The sequence below is a fragment of the Thermoplasmata archaeon genome (assembly GCA_035632695.1).
Classification (GTDB): Archaea; Thermoplasmatota; Thermoplasmata; order RBG-16-68-12; family RBG-16-68-12; genus RBG-16-68-12.
Genome location: DASQGG010000078.1, coordinates 1 through 20,356, shown reverse-complemented (window position 1 = coordinate 20,356; position 20,356 = coordinate 1). Strand labels below are relative to the sequence as shown.

At 66.6% G+C, this 20,356-nt stretch carries 20 protein-coding genes and 1 tRNA gene; 8 read left to right on the top strand and 13 right to left on the bottom strand.

All coding sequences use genetic code 11. The features are described from left to right. Positions 1–251: 251 nt before the first annotated feature. The gene (locus VEY12_05980) at positions 252–440 is read right to left on the bottom strand and encodes a hypothetical protein (GenBank protein ID HYM39677.1); all 189 of its coding nucleotides are present in this window, start codon (positions 438–440) and stop codon (positions 252–254) included. 177 nt (positions 441–617) lie between these two features. Between VEY12_05980 and VEY12_05975 the strand changes: the two genes are divergently transcribed. The 3 genes from VEY12_05975 to VEY12_05965 all read left to right on the top strand — a co-directional run bounded on the left by VEY12_05975 (position 618) and on the right by VEY12_05965 (position 2,429). Then, complete coding sequence (locus tag VEY12_05975) at positions 618–1,592, top strand: EF-Tu/IF-2/RF-3 family GTPase (GenBank protein ID HYM39676.1); 975 nt, start codon at positions 618–620, stop codon at positions 1,590–1,592. A 192-nt stretch (positions 1,593–1,784) separates the two neighbouring features. Further along, positions 1,785–2,120, top strand: coding sequence for a hypothetical protein (locus tag VEY12_05970; protein HYM39675.1), 336 nt, complete (start codon positions 1,785–1,787; stop codon positions 2,118–2,120). A gap of 9 nt (positions 2,121–2,129) precedes the next feature. Beyond that, entirely contained in the window at positions 2,130–2,429 is a 300-nt protein-coding gene (locus VEY12_05965; protein HYM39674.1) for a hypothetical protein, read from the top strand. Between the two features lie 66 nt (positions 2,430–2,495). On the opposite strand, the gene VEY12_05960 is transcribed toward VEY12_05965, so the two are convergent. Both VEY12_05960 and VEY12_05955 read right to left on the bottom strand, forming a co-directional pair. Further along, entirely contained in the window at positions 2,496–3,596 is a 1,101-nt protein-coding gene (locus VEY12_05960) for an exo-alpha-sialidase (GenBank protein HYM39673.1), read from the bottom strand. Further along, entirely contained in the window at positions 3,589–3,906 is a 318-nt protein-coding gene (locus VEY12_05955) for a MoaD/ThiS family protein (GenBank protein HYM39672.1), read from the bottom strand. Before VEY12_05955 ends, VEY12_05960 begins: the two co-directional genes overlap by 8 nt. 369 nt (positions 3,907–4,275) lie before the next feature. Between VEY12_05955 and VEY12_05950 the strand changes: the two genes are divergently transcribed. Beyond that, positions 4,276–4,731, top strand: a complete 456-nt coding sequence (locus VEY12_05950; protein ID HYM39671.1) for a helix-turn-helix domain-containing protein — start codon at positions 4,276–4,278, stop codon at positions 4,729–4,731. A gap of 22 nt (positions 4,732–4,753) precedes the next feature. Further along, positions 4,754–5,014, top strand: coding sequence for a hypothetical protein (locus VEY12_05945; GenBank protein HYM39670.1), 261 nt, complete (start codon positions 4,754–4,756; stop codon positions 5,012–5,014). Positions 5,015–5,274: 260 nt separating this feature from the next. Here VEY12_05945 and VEY12_05940 read toward each other — a convergent pair whose 3' ends face one another. Then, positions 5,275–5,811, bottom strand: a complete 537-nt coding sequence (locus VEY12_05940) for an isoprenylcysteine carboxylmethyltransferase family protein (GenBank protein HYM39669.1) — start codon at positions 5,809–5,811, stop codon at positions 5,275–5,277. 80 nt (positions 5,812–5,891) lie between these two features. Here VEY12_05940 and VEY12_05935 point away from each other — a divergent pair, with 80 nt between their 5' ends. After that, complete coding sequence (locus VEY12_05935) at positions 5,892–7,451, top strand: tRNA uridine(34) 5-carboxymethylaminomethyl modification radical SAM/GNAT enzyme Elp3 (GenBank protein HYM39668.1); 1,560 nt, start codon at positions 5,892–5,894, stop codon at positions 7,449–7,451. Here the strand turns inward: VEY12_05935 and VEY12_05930 are convergent, their stop codons facing one another. The 5 genes from VEY12_05930 to VEY12_05910 form a co-directional block, all read right to left on the bottom strand. Next, a complete protein-coding gene (locus VEY12_05930; protein HYM39667.1) occupies positions 7,452–8,273 on the bottom strand; it encodes a Rab family GTPase in 822 nt (273 codons plus the stop codon). A gap of 76 nt (positions 8,274–8,349) precedes the next feature. Then, positions 8,350–9,324 carry a hypothetical protein gene (locus VEY12_05925; GenBank protein HYM39666.1) on the bottom strand — a complete coding sequence of 325 codons (975 nt, stop codon included), beginning with the start codon at positions 9,322–9,324 and terminating at the stop codon, positions 8,350–8,352. A gap of 184 nt (positions 9,325–9,508) precedes the next feature. Then, positions 9,509–10,102, bottom strand: a complete 594-nt coding sequence (locus VEY12_05920) for a hypothetical protein (GenBank protein ID HYM39665.1) — start codon at positions 10,100–10,102, stop codon at positions 9,509–9,511. A gap of 55 nt (positions 10,103–10,157) precedes the next feature. Then, complete coding sequence (locus VEY12_05915) at positions 10,158–11,648, bottom strand: glycine--tRNA ligase (protein HYM39664.1); 1,491 nt, start codon at positions 11,646–11,648, stop codon at positions 10,158–10,160. A 58-nt stretch (positions 11,649–11,706) separates the two neighbouring features. After that, entirely contained in the window at positions 11,707–12,828 is a 1,122-nt protein-coding gene (locus tag VEY12_05910) for an amidohydrolase family protein (GenBank protein HYM39663.1), read from the bottom strand. A gap of 95 nt (positions 12,829–12,923) precedes the next feature. Between VEY12_05910 and VEY12_05905 the strand changes: the two genes are divergently transcribed. Further along, positions 12,924–12,997: transfer RNA gene (locus tag VEY12_05905), tRNA-Thr, on the top strand. A 43-nt stretch (positions 12,998–13,040) separates the two neighbouring features. On the opposite strand, the gene VEY12_05900 is transcribed toward VEY12_05905, so the two are convergent. The 3 genes from VEY12_05900 to VEY12_05890 all read right to left on the bottom strand — a co-directional run bounded on the left by VEY12_05900 (position 13,041) and on the right by VEY12_05890 (position 16,371). Further along, complete coding sequence (locus tag VEY12_05900) at positions 13,041–14,408, bottom strand: cytosine permease (protein ID HYM39662.1); 1,368 nt, start codon at positions 14,406–14,408, stop codon at positions 13,041–13,043. A 68-nt stretch (positions 14,409–14,476) separates the two neighbouring features. Then, entirely contained in the window at positions 14,477–15,724 is a 1,248-nt protein-coding gene (locus VEY12_05895) for a phosphoglycerate kinase (protein HYM39661.1), read from the bottom strand. Between the two features lie 200 nt (positions 15,725–15,924). Further along, complete coding sequence (locus tag VEY12_05890) at positions 15,925–16,371, bottom strand: hypothetical protein (GenBank protein ID HYM39660.1); 447 nt, start codon at positions 16,369–16,371, stop codon at positions 15,925–15,927. A 475-nt stretch (positions 16,372–16,846) separates the two neighbouring features. Between VEY12_05890 and VEY12_05885 the strand changes: the two genes are divergently transcribed. Continuing rightward, entirely contained in the window at positions 16,847–18,982 is a 2,136-nt protein-coding gene (locus VEY12_05885; GenBank protein ID HYM39659.1) for a DnaA/Hda family protein, read from the top strand. 12 nt (positions 18,983–18,994) lie between these two features. Here VEY12_05885 and VEY12_05880 read toward each other — a convergent pair. Then, positions 18,995–20,356, bottom strand: a 1,362-nt coding sequence (locus VEY12_05880; GenBank protein HYM39658.1) for a zinc ribbon domain-containing protein, incomplete at its 5' end; no start/stop codon positions are given.

The window sequence follows — 20,356 nt, the reverse complement described above, 5'->3', positions numbered from 1 at the left end:
GAGCGGACGGGCTGGAACCTCCCGTTGAGGGGGGAAGCGCCACGGGGGCGCGGACGCCGGTGGGGCATTAAAAGGGCTGGGCTCCCGTTATCAGGCCTCAGCATTGAGAACGGGGGACGCCCCGAGGGACCGGGTTCTCCGGGTAGCTTGACGGAGAACCGGAATTCGGAGCCTCGAGAAGAAGTGAGAAAGTAAAAGTGCCGAGGGCCTCCCCGCACGCCTCGGCTGATCTCGCCGAGAAGTCGCGCCGTCTAGCCCTTCCTCAGGAAGGGGAGACCCGTGCGCTTGTTCACGCCGACCTTCCGGCCCTTGGGCATCTCGTCCATCGGCTTGCCGGACTTCGGCTTCCGCTTGCTGAAGAAGTAGATCGTCACTTTCGGTCCCTTCTTCAGCTTGACCTCTCGCGAGTACAGCGTCCATCCCTGGTACGTGTACGGCATGGTTGACCTCGGCCCCTCCATACACTAGGGTATCAAAAGCGTTTCCCTCCCTTAGGAACGTCGGACGCGAGGACCATGATAGCCACTTTATGGCTATTTTCAAGCCCATCTTGGGCCTATGGAGGGAACACCGCGGCAAACCGAAACCCCCAAATCCTCTGCTCGGATGGGTGCGGCATGGCGGCTCCGGCGACCTCGCTCACGGTGGGACTCTTTGGAGGCGACCTGGATTTCCTGAAGCAGATCGGGTCCGCACTCGGGAAGAAGGGGACGGAGAGCGATCTCCTCTTCTGGAACAAGAAGGAGCGCGAAATCGCGATCACCGCGATCGCCCCGGTCACCTACCCGGAGCGCCTGGTCCCGATGCTCCAGGTGGCCTCCCTCTGCGACCTTCCGGTCCTGGTGGCGGACGCTCTCGACGCCGCGTTCGGAGAGACGATGATCGCGCTCTCCGCGCTGGGGAAGAAGGGACTCCTAATCCTGCGCAACCCACAGACGGCGGAGCGTGCAAGGGCGCTGGCCAAGGATCGCCTCCATGGATGGATCGCCCTGGAGTGGGCCGGGGACGAATCCTTCCGCCGTTTGCGGGAACTCATCCCGGACACAGTGGTCGCGAGGGACGCTCACTCCCTCTGCACCGTGGTCGTGGATCATGCGTTCGCGGTCCGCGGCGTGGGGACCGTGGCTCTGGGATTCGTGCGTCGCGGCATCCTCCGTGTGCACGACGAGTTGCGCCTGGCTCCCCTGGACCGGAGCGTGCTGGTCCGGTCCATCCAGCGGTTCGACGAGGATCAGACAGAGGCGCCACCGGGGAGCCGCGTCGGCGTCGCGCTGAAGGGGATTGAGTCCCACGAAATCGAGCGGGGCTTCCTGCTCACCGCGGACGCGGCCATCGTCTCCAACCCAGAGGCGAGGCTCAAGCCGTTCCACCGCCTTGAGTTCGCGAAGGACCCGCTGGAGAGCGGCGCGAGGGCCTTTCACCTCCAAATGGGACTCTATTCCCGGCCCGTGGTCCTCGATGAAGTGGGCGATGCGCTCAAGGCCACCGCGGATCGCCCGATGCCACTGTTCCCAGGCGAGAAGGCGTTCCTCACCGTCCTCCGCGGCTCCGGGGGATTGCGAATCCTGGGCCATGGAGACGTGGTCCCGTAGGGAACAACACGCCGCGAAGATCGGGGTGAACGCGTTGTGTCATCCCCCAAGGGTCCCGTAGCCCGGATGGCCATGATGGCGTCTTCCCGCAACGTATATTACGGGGAATCCGCCATCCATCGGAATTTATATTAATCCAGACATGATTTCCGCGGCAAGGATGGGATGATGATGCAAGGGCCTCCTCCCCCCATGATGATGCGGAGTATGGTGTCTCGGTATCGTCTGATCGTTGTCGGCCTCGTCTTCTTCGGCCTCGTCTTTCTCGTGGTCGGAGCGGGCGCGATCAATGCCGGCCACACCGCGATCGTGAACCCTACGCCGGATCAGGTCGCGAACAATGCGAACCTCGTGGCCGTCTGGGGCCCGACGTTCATGTCCATCGGGCTCTTCCTGCTGGTCAGCGGCCTGCTCTTTGCCGTGGTGGCCCTCGAGGATCTCGACGTGTTCGTGCGCCTGTTCCTGATGATCCTGGCGTTCGTCGCCGTCCTCCTGATCCTGGCGAGTCCCGCCACCTTCTTCCCGTGAGGTGGCCCCATGCCAACCATGGGTGACAAGCTCTGGGAAATGGGCAAGTCGCCGCCGCAGAACCTGACCTTCCTCGTGTTCGGTCTCTTCTCCCTGCTCGCCGGCGTCATCCTGAGATCCTTCAGCACCTACCTGGCGGCGACCCCGGCCGTGACCTTCGTGGCCGCCGTCCTCGGGGGATTTGGAGGTTTCTTCATCGCGGTGGCCTTGTTCCTGGGCGCCTACGGCGGCTTCGGGGAAACGAACGGCCACGGTCTCCGGATCGCCGCCCTGATCGGGGCCATCGTGGTCGTCGTCATCCTGCTGTGACGAGCCCGTGAGAAGGCCCAACCCGCGGCGCCAAGCGCGCCGCTTCCTCCTTTCCTCTAGCGCGGCCTAGCGAGCCACGCCCGCGGAGACGGAGAGGATGGGCGGCAGCGTGGTGGTAATCGCCTTCCACGACTCTCCTGCGGTCCGGCTCGCGTAGAGCTGCCCCGTGTTTGTCCCCATGTACACGCCCACGGGATCCCCGGCGTCCGTGGCCATGCCCTCCCGGAGCACGCCCATGTACGCGCCAGGTCCCGGAAGCCCATTCGTGAGGCGCCGCCAGGTCCGTCCCGCGTTCGACGTCTTCCAGACCGCAAGCTGACCCTTCGGCGGCACACGGTTCTCGCCGCCGATCAGAGGAGCCACGTAGGCGGAGTGCTTCGCATGCGGGTCGGGGGCAATCGCGAAGCCGAAGTCAGAAGGCAGGCCCTTGGTGACCTCCGTCCACGCTCCGCCATCGGGTCCCCGGTGGTACGTGCCGCAGTGGTTCTGGTGGAATATGGAGCCGTCGCCCGCGGAGTCCCAGACCAGGTGGTGCACGCACTGCCCGGTCTCCGGGTATGGGTTCGGAAGGAACCCCGCACGGACGTTCCGGTTCTCCGTGGTCCACGAAGCCCCACCGTCCTTGGACTCGAAGGTCCCGACGGCGCTGATGCCCACGACCAGGTGTCGGGACTCGCTCGGATCCCACAGCACGGAGTGTGCGCAGAGGCCGCCGAACCCGGGCTGCCACTTGTCCCGGCCGGGGTAGTCGTTGAGCGCATCGTAGCCCGTCCAGGTGTCCCCGCGGTCGTCGCTGCGGAAGAGCCCCGCGGGCTCCACGCCCGCGAGGATCGAGTCCGGGGCGTCGGCGGGTCCGGTCTCCACGTGCCACAGCGCCTTGACCGCGAGGGTTCCGCCCGCCTTGTACTTGGGTGCGGACTTCGTGAGGCTCGGTGCCGTTCCGAGCTTCCCGCGGAACAGCCCGGGCCCCCACATCTCGCCGGGGTTGAGCGACGCGGCGTAGACGGTCCGGCCGTCGCGGGGATCGAGAATCATATGGTACACGGGCAACCCGGCCAGGTACGGTCCCAGCGCGGACCAACGACGGCGATCCGACGAGTGGAAGGCGAACGCACCCTTCTTCGTGCCCACGAGTACGACCGTACTGCCCTTCTTGACGCTAACCAAGCAAACCACCTGCGACACTGGGGAGGATATGGACCCGGTCCCCGGGCAAGAGCACGACCGTCTCCAGGGAGCCGCGCACGAGCTCCTCGTTGACGAACACGTTCACGTAGGGCCGGGGTCGTCCCGTCTCGTCGAGGATGCGTCCCCGGATCCCCGGGAACGCCGTCTCCAGCTGCCGCAGGAGCGCGTCCGCATCGTGCGCCTCCACGAGAACCTCGTCCTGCCCGTGCGTAAACGACCGAAGCGCGGGCGGGATGTACACCGTGACCGCGAGGCGGACGAGTTCGGCAGGAGAGACGCGGGAATCCATCGCTTCCCACGCCCCCGACGCGGCGCGAGCGCAAAAACCCTTCGCCCAGGGGTGAGCGAAAGTGCCGCGGAACGGACGAAACCCGCAGCGGCACGACCCGCGGGGGTCGCGGGCCCGGCGAAGGTCGAATCGACATCGTTTTCTAGCCCGACGCCAATGCCCACGTCCCCGAGCAGGCGCAAAAGATGCCCCCGCGTGGGCCTGCGTGCTGCCACGATGGCCCCCGGAACCGGCGTGGGGAAACCCCAGGCCGTTGCTGCAACGTGACTTTATCGATGTGGAAGCGTACCTTTTAGACGCGACGCCGCCACTTTTCAATCACAATGCTTAACTAGGTAGAAAGGTTACCCATGGCTCGGGGGTCCTGGTTTGCCGTTCGAAATCAGCGTCGTCAGCAACACCCCTCTCACGCCTCTCAAGGACCTCGACGACGTCGCCCTCCTGTTCCTCACCCAGATCGGGTACATCCCCAAAGGCTATGACCCCAAGACGGACGCGAGTTCGGTCCGCGACTCGGTCCCATACCGCCTCTTCGTCGAGTGTCTCATCGGACGGATGGACAAGGGTTGGACCGTGGAGCAGCTCGCCGCCAAGCTGAAGACGACGAAGGCAACCATCTACCGCCACATCAACAAGCTCAAGGACATGGATCTCCTGGACGAGGTCAACGTGAACGAGCGCGGCACGGTGCGGAAGGGATACCGAATCCGGTATGGGAATCTCTCCAAGGCTTGGAACTTCGTCGAGTCCAACGTGGAGATCGCCATGGAGAACTACCGGAAGACCGTGGATCACATCCAGAAGCTCGGGGAGCAGCGGAGGTGATCCCACGTCGGAACCGGGAATCGTGGCGCTCACGAAGGGGTCTCGGTACCGGGTCGAGTCCATGGAGACCCGCGATCACACGAAGGTGACGAAGGGAATCTTCCGCGGGTACGCAGCGATCGGTCCCGACGACGCCCTCGTCATCGAGCTCGACGAGAGCCATCAGGAGCTCAAGGGCAAGCTGCGTCTCATTCCGCTCCATGTGATCCTGACCGTCGACGTCCTCGAGCAGGTCCCGGGCGAGGCACCTCCGCCCGAGAAACACGGCACGATGTACGGATGAGCACACGCGTCGGTGCGGCAAGGCTTCGTGAGTACGCTCGCCTCGTTTGAACCATGAATTCGAGGTCATCGGGGACGCCGGGTGCACGTGCCCCGGTTGGATCGCGGTCGCCGCCCTCGGGTCTGGAGGCTCCTGGCCGCCGAGGTGCTCCAGGCGAATGTGGGCTGGGCGGCTCAGACCACGCACCTTCCCCTCGCGGCACTCCATGCCGACCGCCGCGGGGATTTAGGTACGCCGAACCCCCCAGCAGGACAAGCGGGCTACCGTCGCGGCGGGAGCGGAAGGAATCGCCGCGTCGTCCGCGCGTAGTCCGCGTATGCGGGGCCGAAGAGGGCGCGGAGCTCCCGTTCCTCGAAGGGCGCCAGCACCGCGAGGAACCACAGACCCAGCGCGACGGATCCCAGGAATGCCCACGGATGGTCGACGAGAAGGGCGATCCCGAACGTGAGCCCGTCGACACCCGAGTACAGCGGATGCCTCACCCATCGATAGGGTCCCGCGACGACGAGAGGCTCGGCCCGTCCTCCCGAAGCGTCGAGGGGCATCCTCCGGAAGAGCTTGAGGAACGTGACCCAGGTGGATTCGAGGACCGCGAACGGCCCGCGGAAGCGAAAGACCCACACGAGCATCGCGGCGCCGTACCCGAGGCAAACGAACCCAAGGGCGCGGAGGGCCCAGGGAAGGCCCACGTCCCAGGGAAGACCCACCAGAACGGCGACCCCGACGCACGCAAGGTAGACCCCTGAAACCATCCCGGCGATGACCGGGATGGCGAAGATAGCGTGGCGGGGTGGCATCCTTGGGGGAAACCGCACGGTGGACATCCACGTTTCCCCAACGCAGTCTTTATGGCGGTGAGGGATGGTGGCCCGCACAAATGACGTTGGCCGTGCCCGCCGCGGAAAGCGCGTTCGTGGACGAGCTCTTGGAGAGCCTGCGGACGAACCCACCGGCGTCCAAGGATCGGCTCCAGGAACGGAAGGTCCGGCTCGCGCGGAGTCACGGTCTCCGGGGGATCCCGAGCGACGCCCGCGTGTTGGCCCTCCTCCCGGAGAGCGAGCGGCCCCAGTTCGAGGACCTCTTGCGGATCAAGCCCGCGCGAACGGCGAGCGGCGTGGCCGTGGTCACGGTCATGACGGCGCCCCATGCCTGCCCGCATGGGGTCTGCGTGTATTGCCCGGGCGGTCCCCGGTTCCATACGCCGCAGTCGTACACGGGAACGGAGCCCGCGGCGAAGCGTGCCGCCGAGCATCGGTACGACCCGTTCGCCCAGACCCAGGCCCGCCTCCGCGCCCTTCGCGAGATCGGCCACCGCACGGACAAGGTGGACCTCATCGTGCTGGGAGGCACCTTCACGTCCCTGGAGGAGGGGTACAAGGAGTGGTTCGTCAAGGGCTGCCTGGACGGGATGAACGGCATCGTCTCCCCGAGCCTGGAGGAGGCGCAGACGGCCAACGAGACGGCGGACGCCCGGTGCATCGGGCTCACGATCGAAACCAAGCCGGACTGGTTCCTAGGTCCCGAGGTCGAGCATGCCCTGAGCCTCGGGACGACCCGCGTCGAGCTCGGGTTGCAGTCGACGCACGACGACATCCTAGCCAGGGTCCACCGGGGCCACACGGACGCGCAGAGCCGGGAGGCGCTCCTCCGGGCCAAGGCCGCCGGGCTCAAGGTGGGCGTGCACATGATGCCCGGCCTCCCGGGGTCGGATCCCGGCCGCGACCTGGAGTCGTTCCGCGGGCTGTTCGAAGACCCCGCCTACCGCCCCGATTTCCTCAAGATCTATCCCACGCTCGTCCTCGCGGGCACCGCGTTGCACGGGATGTGGGAGCACGGGCTCTACCGCCCGCTCTCTCTCGAGGAGGCCGTGGAGCTCGTGGCCCGCGTGAAGGCCCTTGTCCCCAGGTGGTGCCGCATCCAGCGCGTCCAGCGGGAGATCGGCGCGCCGCACATCGAGGGCGGCCCGACCAAGGGGGATCTCCGCGTGCTCGCGCGCGAGCGGCTCCGAGCGGAGGGGAAGGCATGCCGCTGCGTGCGATGCCGCGAGGTGGGGTTCCGGGGAGTGGAACCCCGGCCCGAGGCGATCACCCGCCTGCGCGAAGACTACGAGTCCTCGGGAGGCCATGAGGTCTTCCTGAGCCTCGAGGATCCCGCTGCCGAAGTGCTCGTGGCCTATCTCCGTCTGCGGATCGACGCGACTGGCGGCACGGTCCGCGAGCTCAAGGTTTTCGGCCAGCTTGTGCCGCTGCGCGAGCCGCCCGGCCCGCGCTGGCAGCACCGCGGAATGGGCCGCCAACTCATGGAGGAGGCCGAATCCCTCGCGAGGGACGAGTTCCACGTGCAACGCATGCGGGTCACGGCGGGCGTGGGGGTCCGCGGCTACTACCGGTCCCGGGGGTACCGCCTGGAGCGGCCTTACATGGTCCGCGAGCTGTGACTACGCGATGGCCTTGATCCAGCCGAGGCGCTTGAGCTTGCTCGCCTCCACATCCTCGGCGTTCCGGAAGCCGCTCTCCGCCTCCGCGAGGTACTCAACCGCGAGCCTGAGGCCCTCCACGGATGGCGAGCGCGCGTCGACGCCCGCCTTCATGATCTGCTGGCGGACGATGGGCATGGCGGCCTCCTGACCCCCCATGGCGTCGCACGAGTCCATGATGATCTGGTCGCACACCGCAATCAGCTCGTTGGGAACGTCCTCCTCGACGCGCTCTCCGCGACGCACCCGGGATTCCGCCTCGAGGATGACCGCCTTTGCGAGGCAGGCGAAGCTCGCCTCCACGCTCTCGCCCGTCTTCGCGGAACTTAGGAAACCGCTCACCCGGAGTTCCTCCATGGCGTCCTCGAGCTGGTCCCGGGCCTCCGCGCGGTCCTTCACGAGGTCGACCTTGTTCCCGACGACCACCAGCGGGATGGGTTTCGTGATCTCGACCAGGTGGGGAATCCAGTACTCCTTAATCGAGCGCAGGGTGTCCCGCCGCGAGACGTCGTACACGAGGAGCGCGCCCTTGGCACCCTGGAAGGAACTTTCCTGGATGTTCTTGTAGCCCTTCTGGCCCAGGACGTCCCAAATCATGAACGTGATGTCCGTCGCCTTGCCCGGCGACTCGATGCGGAGATCCTTCTTCGTCACCTTCGTGCCGATCGTCGTGATGTAGTCGTCCGAGAACTTGTCCACCACGAAACGTCGAATCAGGGAGGTCTTCCCCACGGCGCCGTCCCCCAGGAGGAGAACTTTGCGTTTGATCCGATCGTCGGTCATGGCGCGCACCGTCCGATGCGAGGCCCCCGCTTATAACGCTTTTCGGCTGGATGTCAGATGTGCGAATACCCGCGGCTCAGATCGCATAGCGAGCCTGGTTCCCGAGGAACTCCTGCGCGATGCGATCCACCGCAGGGAACACGTCCACATTCCCGTTCCAGTCCGCGAGACGATCCGCGTTGGAGCGCTCAAACTCCTGGACCGCACCCGACAGGCGCTTGGGGAGCCCGTTCAGGTAGCGGCCGCGGACGACGGCGGCGAGGACGGAATGCGAGCCGCGCGCGAGGAGCACCCGCTGCGTCCCGAAGCGGAGCTGCTCCAGGGGCGCGTCTTCGTCCTGGTGGGACGACTTCCACGTGTCCAGTACGAACTCCTGGAGGACGGTGAGCATGCCGCTCATGATGTCGCTGTCGTGCGGATTCCGGGTGGCGCGGGACCAGTGCCGGATGAGCATGCCGCTGTCGTGCATCAGGTACAGCTCTTCCAGGTGGGCGCGGCGCCGTACGTACAGAACGGCCCACACGCCCGCGGCGCCGCTCACGCCGAGGACCGCGGCGGTGGCCAGGGAGATGAACGGGGGAGCGGCCGGCGGGATGTAGTTGAGCGCGAAGGACACCGTGCGCAGGATGGTCCGATTGTTCGCACCTAGGTTGTCCGAGTAGCTCACGACCGCGGTGAAGGTCGCAAAGTACGTCGTGTTCGGGGTGTCCGTCATGCTCTGCCGGGTCGCAGGCGCGATGTACGAAGTGAAGTTGAAGTACTCCACCCCGCTGACATTGGCCTCGTTCTCGACCTCGGAGCCGCCCGGTGCTCCGGTTTCCAACCAAGCGAGCTGGGGCCCTAGCGAGACGATGGCCCGCATGTACCGAGCCCAGTACAGGTACGTGCCGTTCCCGGTCAGGTTCTGCATCTGGAGGACGATGTCGATCCGGCCCGCGTGAGAATCGTTCAGGATCACGTTGAGCGCGTAGTTCGAGCGGACGGGTCCCGCACTCCCGGGCGTCGAGAGCCCCAGAAGGAGTGCGAAGCCGAGGCCCGCCACGCATAACATCAGGAGACTCCTCGCGGTGCGTGCCCCTAGATGTTCGGTCAGTGACTGTCCCCCAACTGATGCTCCACGCGGAGCGAACGACGGCGAACGCATTGATTCGCGGACGAGCTATTTATAGGTGCCAGTCAAGGTGCAATGATTGGGAACGACGCGTGCGACGGGACCGTTCCTGATAATGAGCCGTCTACTCGTGGGCGGACACGAGGCGTGGGACCGACATCCCGCGTCGGCGGGCCATGGCCCGGAGGACGGGCCCGATCCCCGAACCCTCGAGGGGGCTCCGCGGGGCTGCGAGGGCAAAGGACTCCGGTAGGCCCGCGGCCTCCGCCATCCGGAGGAGAGGACGCCGACCCAATCCACCGAGGCGGAGACGAAGTCCCGGGGAGAGGGCCTCCCGTTCCCCGAGGGCGCGGCGGAGGGACGAGGTCCGGGCGGTGAGCCCTGCGCCGGAGAGGACGAGGCTCTCGGGTTGGCGCGCCTCCACGAGCGCCAGCGGTACGAGGGCCAGGCATTCAGCGAGCGGGATCGGATATCCCGACGCCGCGATCCGTCGCGCTGCGCGCAGCGCTTGGGAGGGGCTCGGCCGGAGAATCGCAAGCCGGTAGTCCAGAAACATCTGAGCCACCCGTGCGGCCTCCACATCCGCGGAGCCACGCATGCCCACGACCACGCAGAGAAGGTCGCATCGCTTGCGCGCGAGCGCGGCGATCAGGAGGCTGCCCAAGCCGCCGGAGAACGCGAGCACGATCTCGTCCCGGCCGGCGGCGACGCGCGCCACGTCGGCCTCGAGGCGAGAGAGGGTACGAGTGGCGGGTCCGTCCCCTCGCATTGGTTCACGCGGCGTCGCCGAAGCGGGTTTCGCCGACCAGGAGACGCTCGAGCCGGGGGATGAGCTCGGCCTCGGGGATCCGGATCTGCTTCTGGGAGTCGCGATCCCGGACCGTGACCCCCTTGCCTTCCAGGGTCTCGTGGTCCACGGTCACGCAGAACGCGGTTCCGATCTCGTCCATCCGGGCGTAGCGCTTGCCGATGGACCCTGCGTCGTCGTAGAACGCGGCCAGCCGTTTCCGCAGGCGCCCGTAGATCGCCTCGGCCCGCTCGGGGATCCCGTCCTTGTTGACCAGGGGGAACACGGCCACGCCGATGGGAGCGAGCCGGGACGGTATGCGAAGGATCGCGCGCTCGCCGGGCGTGTAGCCGAGGTCTAGGAGCGCCCAGACGTTGCGATCCACGCCGAAGGAGAGCTCCAGGACGTGGGGAACGAGCCGCGTCGTGCCCACCGTGACCGCCTGTTTCTCGTGGGAGCCCGCTTCGTGGCCCGCGAGGTCGTGGTCCGTCCGGTAGTGAACGCCGCCCACCTCCTTGAAACCGCCGAGGCTCTCCTGGCTCACCTGGACGTCGAAGTGGATCTTGTTGTAGAACGCGCGTTCCTTCTCGTCGAGCTCCGCGAACCGGAACCGGGCGCGCGGCAGCCCCAAGACCTCGAGGTAGAATTCCTGGACCTTCACGAGGTGGTACACGTACCACGCAGGGAGGCCGTGGGCCACCAAGTCCTTCGCCGGCAGATCGTGAGCCGTGGGCTGGTTCTTCTCCGCGGCCCAGCAGACGCGCACGGGCACGTCCCGAACCAGCGGGTAGGGGACTTGGTCGGGGAAGCTCGCGGGGTCGAAGAAGATCTGGAGTTCGGCCTGCAGGAACTCCCGCATCCGATACGTCCCCTGCCGCGGGCTGATCTCGTTCCGGTAGGCGCGGCCGACGATGGCCAGTCCCATCGGGAGCTTGCGGCGGAGCGCCTCGAACTCGCGCTTGAAGTTCAGGAACGCGCCCTGCGCCGTCTCGGGACGCAGGAACGCGGGGTCCTTCCCCGTGGGGCCGATCCCTAGCGGGAACATCATGTTGAACGGGCGCGACGGGCCCAGCTCGCCTTTGCAGTTCGGGCAGCGCACGCCTGCGGCCTTCAGCCTCGCGTCGGTCTCCTCCGCGGAGAGGCCTTCGTGCTCCTCGTGGGTCGCAGTCTCGAGCAGGTGGTCCGCACGGTACGACTCGCCGCATCGCGTGCAGGTCACCAGGAGGTCCGTGAAGTGGTCGACGTGGCCGGAGGCCTTGAGGGCCGCGTGAGGCAGGATCGTGGTCGTGTCGATCAGGTAGTAGTTGTCGTTGAGGCCGAGGAAGTGCTCGACCCACGCGTCCTCCCAGTGCCGGCGCAGGAGGGTGCCGTTGTGACCGTAGTCGTAGAACCCCGCGAAGCCGCCGTACAGGTCGACCGCGGGCCAGAGGAACCCGCGCCGAACGGACAGGGACATCAGGTCCTCGTAGGAGGCCATCCCGGGCGGAAAAGGGAGGGCCTGTCATAAAGGATGGGGTCGTGAGCGGAACGACCGGTCACTTCCGCGGGCCCTGCGTCCTCCGAGGCCGCCCCTGCGGTGCGCCCGTGATCGGGGGCTCCCAAGGCCGCCCACGGGACACCACCAGGCGAACGTCGCTGGCCGATGCGCGCATGATCGAGGCGAATCCGTTGGTCCCACCCGGGAGGTCCAGGACCACGAGGTCCGCGGGCTCCCCCACCCGTAGTGCGCAGGCAGAGCCGGGCTCCTTGAGCCGGCGGCCGCGCAGGGCCATTTCGAAGATCTCGCGCGCGCGGATCCCTCCCTTCATCCGGGCCACGCGGTAGGCGAACTCGATCTCGCGGAACAGGGAGGGCACGTTGATCATCGCGTTGTCCGTTCCGAGGCGGAGCTCGACGCCGGCCGCGAGCATGCGAGGGATGTCCGGCGTGAGGCCGAAGAACGCGTTCGACCGCGGGCACACGACGATGGGGACGCGGGCATCCGCCACGCTCTCGAGGTCCGCGTCCGTTGCCTGGATCATGTGGACCAGGAAGGCGGGGTGCAGGTCGAGGACCTTGTCGATGTCCTCGCGGACGCGCTCCGAGCAGTGGATCCCGAAGGGTTTCCGCGCGCGACGGGCGTCCGCGGCGACCTTCTCGAGATCCGAAGCGGGCCAGTCGATGTAGGAGCTGACCGCGAGGCCGTCGCCGGCGCGCAGCAGGGCCGCGACCTCGCGCGCATCGTACGCAAGGCCTGCCGGGCGACCCAGGGCCACTCCTTCGAGCGGTACGGCGGAGAGCGCGGCGTACAACTGGCGGAGCCCGCGCAGGCTGCCTTCGCGGAAGTCCGAGAATCCCGTGGTCCCCGTCCGGAGCATGGTCGTCATGGAGCGCCGCATCGCGGCGAAGATTGCCTCATCCTTGGCTTTGGCGAGGGCCCTGTGTTTGAGCCCGCGTGGCGGTGCGACCAGATCCTCGATGCTTCCCCGTAGCTCCTGGGTGACCACGGCATCCCCCAGGTGGGTGTGGGCGTTCCACAGACCCGGTATCACCAAGCCTCGCGCGAGGACGTCCCGAGCCTGACCCGCGCGCGACTCGACGATTACACCGTCCGCCCAGCCCACGGTCCCCTCGCGGAAACCTCGGCCGTCGAAGAACCAGCCCGAGACGCTCGGCACACTGGGCCGATAATCCGAATGGGTTTAAACGTTGGCGGGCGGCGTGGACCGTCCTCGGAATCTTTATGGGGCAGGAACCTTTCAGCGCGCCCTGCGCCGCCGTAGCTCAGCCCGGTAGAGCGGCAGTTTCGTAAACTGCAGGTCGGGGGATCGAAGCCCTCCGGCGGCTTCTGTTCCGTCCGCACGGGCTTCGGCCCCATGGGGCTGCACAATCAACCGCGGATCTTCGCGGCCGCGGTCGCGCGGGACGCCATCCGGGCGTCCAGCTTGGAGAAACCGACATGGAGGGCGACCGCGAGACCGAACGACGGCAGGGTGGCGCCGATGGGCAGCTGGAAAAGGATGATGACTAGGTATAGGGCGATTCCTGGAAGCCAACTTGCGTACGCCGTCCACCGCCAGCGCGGGGCACCCTCAAAGAACTCGTCCGGTCGATACGCCGCGCGTCGCACGAGGAATACGTCCGCGATCACCGTTCCGAGCAACGGAACGAACAGGGCGCCGAGGGTGAGCAGGAAGACCTCGTAGCTGCCTCCAATCCCCTGGCCCAGGCCCAGGAGGGCCACGGCTCCGATTGCGCCCACGGCCGTGAACATGAGGATGGGCCGGACCTGCCTCCACCTCGGGACCAGATTCTGGACGGAGACCGCGGCGGAGTAGACGTCCGCAAACGCATTGTCCGTCTCGTCGACCAGGATGATGAGTAGGGGCAGGACACTCAGCCCCAGGAGGCCGATCACCGCCAGGAAGTCCGTCTGCGACGGCTGGAGGGTGAGCCCCAGGAAGATCAGCGCGGCTCCGAGGACGTAGAACAGCGTGTTCGCGATCGTGTTGCCGAGGACCGTCCCCACCGTGGAATCCCTCGGGCGGCGGGCGAATCGGTTGTAGTCGGAGATGACAGGCCACCACGAGACGGGCATGGCGACGACCAGGTCCAATCCGAGGAGGAGGCTGGACGTTCCCGTGTACCCGCCCGCCACGGCAGGCAGGCGCAACCCCGCGTCGAGTCCGCGGACCAGCAGGGCGATCACGATTGCCGCGGTCGAGGCCCACACGAGCCAGATCCCGAAGCGCTCCAGCCAATCCCGGACCACCGCGAGGGGTCCTCCCAGCGCGAGGGCGGCCACCACGATGGCCCAGAACGGGACCGAGATCTCCGCCGTCCAAGGACCCAAGGCGTTGCCGGGGAGCACGGCGACGGCGGTGCCCATGACTAGGAGCTCGAACATGGTCCAGAGGACGAGCTGCAACACGTTCAGCAACGACGGAAGGTAGGATCCGGTCCGGCCCAAGATGGGGCGGAGGCTGACCATGGTGGGCACGCCGGCGCGGCTTCCGTGGTGGGCCGCGGCGGCCAGCATCAGGCTCCCCACGACGGAGCCGACGAGGGAGACGACGAAGGACTCCCAGAGCGTGAGGCCGAACTGGCTCACGAGAAGGGTCCCAGCGGCGAGGACCAGGAGTCCGACCCCCAGGCTCGACCAGAGGACGAACAGGTCGTAGCTCCGGAGGATCCGGAGGGACGGAGGCACGGGCTCGGTGCCCCACTCGGGGGGCCGGCGGAGCCTCCAGGAGCGCATCGGCGGACCAAGGGGGCTGGGCTATATCAACCTCGGCCGAGGGACGGAATCCGGGCGAGGCGGCGGGTTCACTCCTTCTTCGCGGAGAACTTCTTGTACGACCGCTCAAGCGCGGCCACCAGCGGCAACTCCTTACCCGCCAGGTAGTTGATCAACGCGCCGCCACCCGTGCTCACGTGGCCCATCGCGTTCTCGAGGGCGTACTGCTCCACGGCGGCGACGGTGTGACCGCCTCCCACGACGGAGAAGGCGGGCGAGGCAGCGATCGCCTGCAACAGCTCGCGCGTGCCGACGGCGAACTCCTCCTTCTCGAAGACGCCCGCGGGACCGTTGAAGAAGATGGTCCGCGCGGCGTTGATCTCCTCCACGTAGCGCGCAATCGTGTCCAAGCCGATGTCGTACACCTGCAGGTCCGAGGGCAACTCCTTGGCGAGGATGGCCTTGCGCTTCCCGCCGTCGTTCAGGACGACGTCCGTCGGCATGAGGATTCGATCGCGGTACTTGGCGAGCAGTTCCTTGCACTGCCCCACGGACGTGTCGTACTCCTCGACCTCCTTCCGCATGAACTCGGTCGTTAACGGGCCGGGATCCTTCCCGTCGGCCTGAAGGAACATGTTCGCGACCCCGCCCGATGTCAGGACTTTGTCCACGATCCCTTTCTCGAGCATGTGTTTCGTGACGGCGATTGAGTCGTCCGCCTTCACGCCGCCGAAGATCGCGATCTTGGGCCGGTCCTCGCTGTGGATGGCCCGATGGAGCATGGTGAGCTCCTTCTCCATGACGCGGCCGGCGAGGGTCGGCAAGACATCCGCGAAGCCCACAAGGCTCGGCTGCGCCCGGTGCGCCGCGGCGAACGCGTCGAGGACGAAATACTGGGCGAGCGGCGCCAACTTGCGCACGATGTGCGTCTTCGCCATCTTCTCGATCTTCTGATCGGCGAGCGCCTCCTCCTCGGCGAAGAACCGCACGTTCTCGAGGACCAGGACCTCTCCCGGGTCCAGGGAGCGGATCGCATCGAGGGCCGCCTTGTTGTAGAGGCCATCGACGAACTTCACGGGACGCCCGAGCAGGGCCGACAGCCGCTCCGCGTGGGGCTCGAGCGAGGTGAAGTCGTCCTTCCCCGGCCGTGACTGGTGCGCGAGCACGACGACCTTGGACCCCCGCAGGTCGCGGATCGTGGCGAGGTGCTCCCGCAGGCGGGCGTCGTTGAGCAAGGTCTTGGTGGCCGGGTCTATCGGCGAGTTGATGTCGACCCGGAGAAGCACGGTGCGACCCGACAGGTCAAAATCATCCATCGTGAAGAATGCCCGGGCCATGGCAATCGCGGAAAAATGCGAGGGGATAATAGAGTTTACCATAGGACTCTTGCCAGGATAGCAGCCTTCCGCTTGAAGCTGCCCCGTCCTCACACTGGCCGGTCCACGACGTGGAGGAGAATGCCCACGCTCACGGCTGGCGTGAAGTCGCCCGTCACCGTGGCGCGGAAGCCCAGGAATGTGTTGTCCCCCAGGCCGTCCTACGTCGCGGTCGACGCGGAGTACAGGAATTCGTAGTAGGGGGGCTGACCCGTCTCGTTCGCCAGGGATGGCGACAGGGACATCGAGCCGGGTCCGTAGACCTGGGGCATCTGGGCCGGGTCATACGTGGCGTTGTTCGGCCCGGGGAACGTGAGGTTGTACCATCCCGGGCTCGGATACGAAAGGTTGAGCGGCCCCGGCTCCGGCCACCCGTACGCATACGCGGACTGCCCGGACTGGTTGTACGTGAGCCGCAGGCTGATCAAGCGCAAGTTCGAGGCGAAGGCGCCCACCACGAACGCGTGGACATCCACCTCGACGAGGCCGCACACCCCGCAGTAGAACGCCCCCACGAACAGGCGCAAGGTCAGGGCCGAGGTCGGACCGCCGCTCTCGTTTGCATGGGTTGTCGCGTTGAAGTACCACAGCAACGACGTGTTCGTCAAGGGTAGTTCACAAAACTCGCCTCAAGGACGCCCTTGGTTGAGCCGTCCGTGACGGCCAGGGGAGTCGGCGGAGATCGCGTTAGGACGTACACGGAAATCGAGGCAACCACAACAGCGACCACGACCGCAAGGACGAGGAAAAGCCACCGCCGGCGAGGGGACCGCAGAGATGCCGGAGCCGCGGGCGTGGTGGGTTGCGCTCCCTCCACCTCGCGCTGGAAGCCATCCATGAGGATGCAAAGGTTTCGTCCTTGTTGCGAGGAACCGGTCCTGGCGTGGCCCTTCCGATGGCAGTCGCCGGATGGGGTTTTGCCTAGAGGCAACCAGGGCCCACTCTCGAGGCGGGAAACGGCTGCGCGGACCTCGCCGCCGTTCGCGGTTTCGACGAGCGAAGGGGGCAGGGCCGGCGGTCCGCGGCGCGTGGGTGTTCTCAACGGTTGAAACTACGTTGCAAGCTATTTAGAGGACCTTCCGGATGTTTCGGAAGCTCCGAGGAAGTTCCACGCCACAGGACCTTCTTCTCCCAGAAGGAAAACTCATCCGCACCACGCGAGGCGGAGCCAGCGCTCTCAAGCAGCTCCTCCTCGACCTGAAGAAGTACTCGTTCTCGGGCTACGTCCGCATCGTCTTGACGCGGGACGGCGTTCGATCGGAAGGGATCATCCTGCTCCGGGCCGGGAATCCGGAGGCAAGCCTGCACCTCCGCGGCGAGGAGCAGGAACGGGGGCGGACCGCACTCAAGCGGGTGTGGCAGGATTCCTACATCGACGAGGCCACGATTGAGCTTCACGCGCGGATCGACATGGACGACTTGGTCACGGAGTACGCGGACGCGATTCTGGAGCGCCCCGCCAAAGTCGTGAAGAAACCCAAGGTCCCCCAGGTGGTGGACCGGGCCGAAATCGACGCGAAGCTCGCGGAATGGAAGGCCGCCGGCTTCGCCGTGAGTTCCGTGGAGGCGGAGCTGAGCAGCAACCCTGGCGTGCTCACGGGTGCCTACCTCACGCTTCTCGAGGCAATCCGAAAGGCCGAGGCCGTCGAGGAGACCTTGAAGGGCCTGGATACCACGGGTTTCGAGACCCGGGCCGCCGCGCTCCGCCAAAAGCTGAAGGATCCTTTGCACAACCCCGACATCGACTCCGAGGTCGAGAGCCTCCGCGATGCGATCGAGAGCTACAAGCGAATCGAGGAACGGCGGAAGATCGAAGTCACCCGGGAACGCGATTCCCAGGAACGCACGAAGAAGGTCCTCGAGCTCGTCCTCCGGCAGCGGAGCGCCTTGCGCCCGGAGACCCCGCCCCCGTCCCGGGAGGAGGTTGCCAAGGCCCTCGAAGGCCCGCTCCCCACCCGCGACCAGGACACAGAACTGATCGACCAATACACGTTCGACGCCTTCGTCGTGGGCGAGAGCAACCGCTTCGCCTACGGCGCCGCCGTCACCGCGGCGAAGCAGCCGGGAAACGCCTACAACCCGCTCGTGGTCACCTCGGGACCCGGCCTCGGCAAGACGCACCTCCTCCACGCGGTGGGTAACTACCTCCGCGGCCACCGCCCTGAGTCCAAGATCCTCTATCTCACAGGCGAGACGTTTGCGGCGCACCTCGAGACCTCCCGAACCGCGGGCGGCCCGGGCGCCATGCAAGAGCGAATCCGCGGCCTGGACTGCCTCCTCATGGATGACCTTCAGTTCCTCAGCGGAAAGCAGGAACTCCAGGAGGAGGTCATGAAGGCCTTCGACGAGCTCTCCGGAGGCGGGAAGCAGATGGTCTTCGCTTCCGATCGGCCGCCGAAGTCCATCGCCCAGCTCGACGAGCGCCTCGTGTCCCGATTCGAGTCGGGGCTCGTGGCGAACATCCAGGCCCCGGACCTCGAGACCCGGATCCAAATCCTCCGGCAGCGAGCCCAAGATGCGCACCTCTCCGTGGACTCGGCCGTGCTGACCTACATCGCGAACCTCGTCGAGGACAATGTGCGCGAGCTCGGAGGGGCCCTGAACCGAGTGGTCGCGTTCTCCTCCCTCATGGGACGCCCCATCACGGCGGACCTCGCCAAGGAGGTACTCCACACGGGCGCGGCGGAACCGGCGTCGGAGCCCAAAGCGGCCCCGAAGGCATCCTTCGCCCCCGCGCTGGCGGCCTCGGTGCCGACCGAACTCCGGTCGGGGAGGAGCTACCTGATCGAAGAGGATCGACCCGAGCATGCCTACCGCCTCTTCTTGAAGGCGGCCGAGGGTGGCAAGAACGGCCTCCTGATCACCCGGACGAACCCGAAGCGCGTGCGGGAGATCATCGCGCTGGACTCCGTCCGCGTTCTCTGGCTCACGGACCGCGAAGGGAGCAAGGAGGAGACGATCGCCCCCGCGCTGGAGCGAATCGTGTACGAGATCGAAGGATTCATGGCCAAGCGCCCCCAGGGTTCCGTGATGCTCGACGGGGTGGAGTACCTCGTGTCCAACAACTCCTTCGACGCGGTCCTCAAATTCGTTCGTAGGCTCGTGGACACGGTCTCCGAGGGGCGCCACATCCTGCTCATCTCGCGCGGCCCGGCGACCGGGAAGGAACAGGAACTCCGGATGCTGGAACGGGAGATGGAGGTCGTCCGGCCCGCGTGATCGCTTCCCCGCTCACTTGGCCGGGATGCGGGAGATTTCCTTCTTGAATTCCTTGAGGTACCGGATTGCCTCGCTCCACTCTTCGTTCTTCACGTGGGCGCTGGCCTCCTTGAGGATCCCCACGGGTTTCGAGAGGTCTCCGCCGCGCACCTTCACGTCGAGGAGACGATCGCGAGCCTCGCGCATCTCCGACTGTACGAACTCGGGCACGGCCTGGAGCAGACGCTCCTGGGCCTGATGCGCGAGCCGCAGCGACGCGGGCAGGTCTCGGCGTTCGCCCGCCTCGCGGCTCTGCCGGATGAGGCGGTCCACGTCCTTCGAGTCCATCCCGAGAGCGCGCACCTCTGCGAGGAGGCGCTCCGTCGCTTCCAGGATCTTGCGCCCTTCCGTGTACTCCTTGGCTTGGGACTGGAACGTAACGCGCGCCGCTTGGAGGCCGGCCCACGCGGCATCGTACTCCCGTTTCTCGAGGCGCCCGAACGCGGTCTCAAGCTGGGGACCGACGAGGCTTGCGGCGTCGCTCCGTCCCGCGGCCTCCACTTGGGAGGCGAAGCGCTCGATCTGGCCTCCGATGAAATCGATAAAGCCCACATCGAGGGATTTGCGGGCATCCGAGATCAATCGAACCGCCTTCTCGATCTCCTTGCGCTTCCCCGCCTCCACGGCGCCGTTGATCAACCGTTTCCCGTCGTCGATGCGGACGCCGATCTTCTTCGCGGTGACGAGCAACGGCTTCACTTCATTCACGAGGCGCGGGAGCTCCCGCGCGATGAGCTTGCGATCACCGAAGGGCATCTCGCGCCGCTCGCTCCGGACGTCGTCGCGAAGACTCGCAACCTTCGGACCGAAGCCGAACCGGAGGGGCTCAGGAGGCTTTGCAGCGGCTGCGTCCGCGGGCGGGGCGGGCGATTCGGATGCGGCCGCCGGAGCCGGCGCGACCTCCGAGGACTCCACGACCGGAGGCGGAGCCTCCTCTTCCTCTGCGAAGCGCACGCCGCAGCTGGGACAGTGATCCGCCTCCGCGGGGACCGCCGCTTTGCATACCGGACACTCATACTCCGTGGCCTGCCCCTCGGAGAACTCGGCCCCGCAACCGGGGCAGACCGTGTCGTCCGAATGGACCGGGGTGTCGCACACCGGACAAAGAAATTGAGACTCGTCCTCCTTCACCTCTGGCGCGGGCGCGGGCTTGGCCTCGACGACGAGATCCTTCGTGCTCGGGTGATCCTTCGCGACGCTCTTGAGCGTCTCGAAGATCTCGGGCTGGTCGGCCTTCCCGTCCATGATGGACGCGAGGATGTCGTCGATGTTCTTGCCCTCGTTGGCGTGGAGGTCGGGGGACTCGTCCGGAGGATTTTCGCCGAGATCGAACAA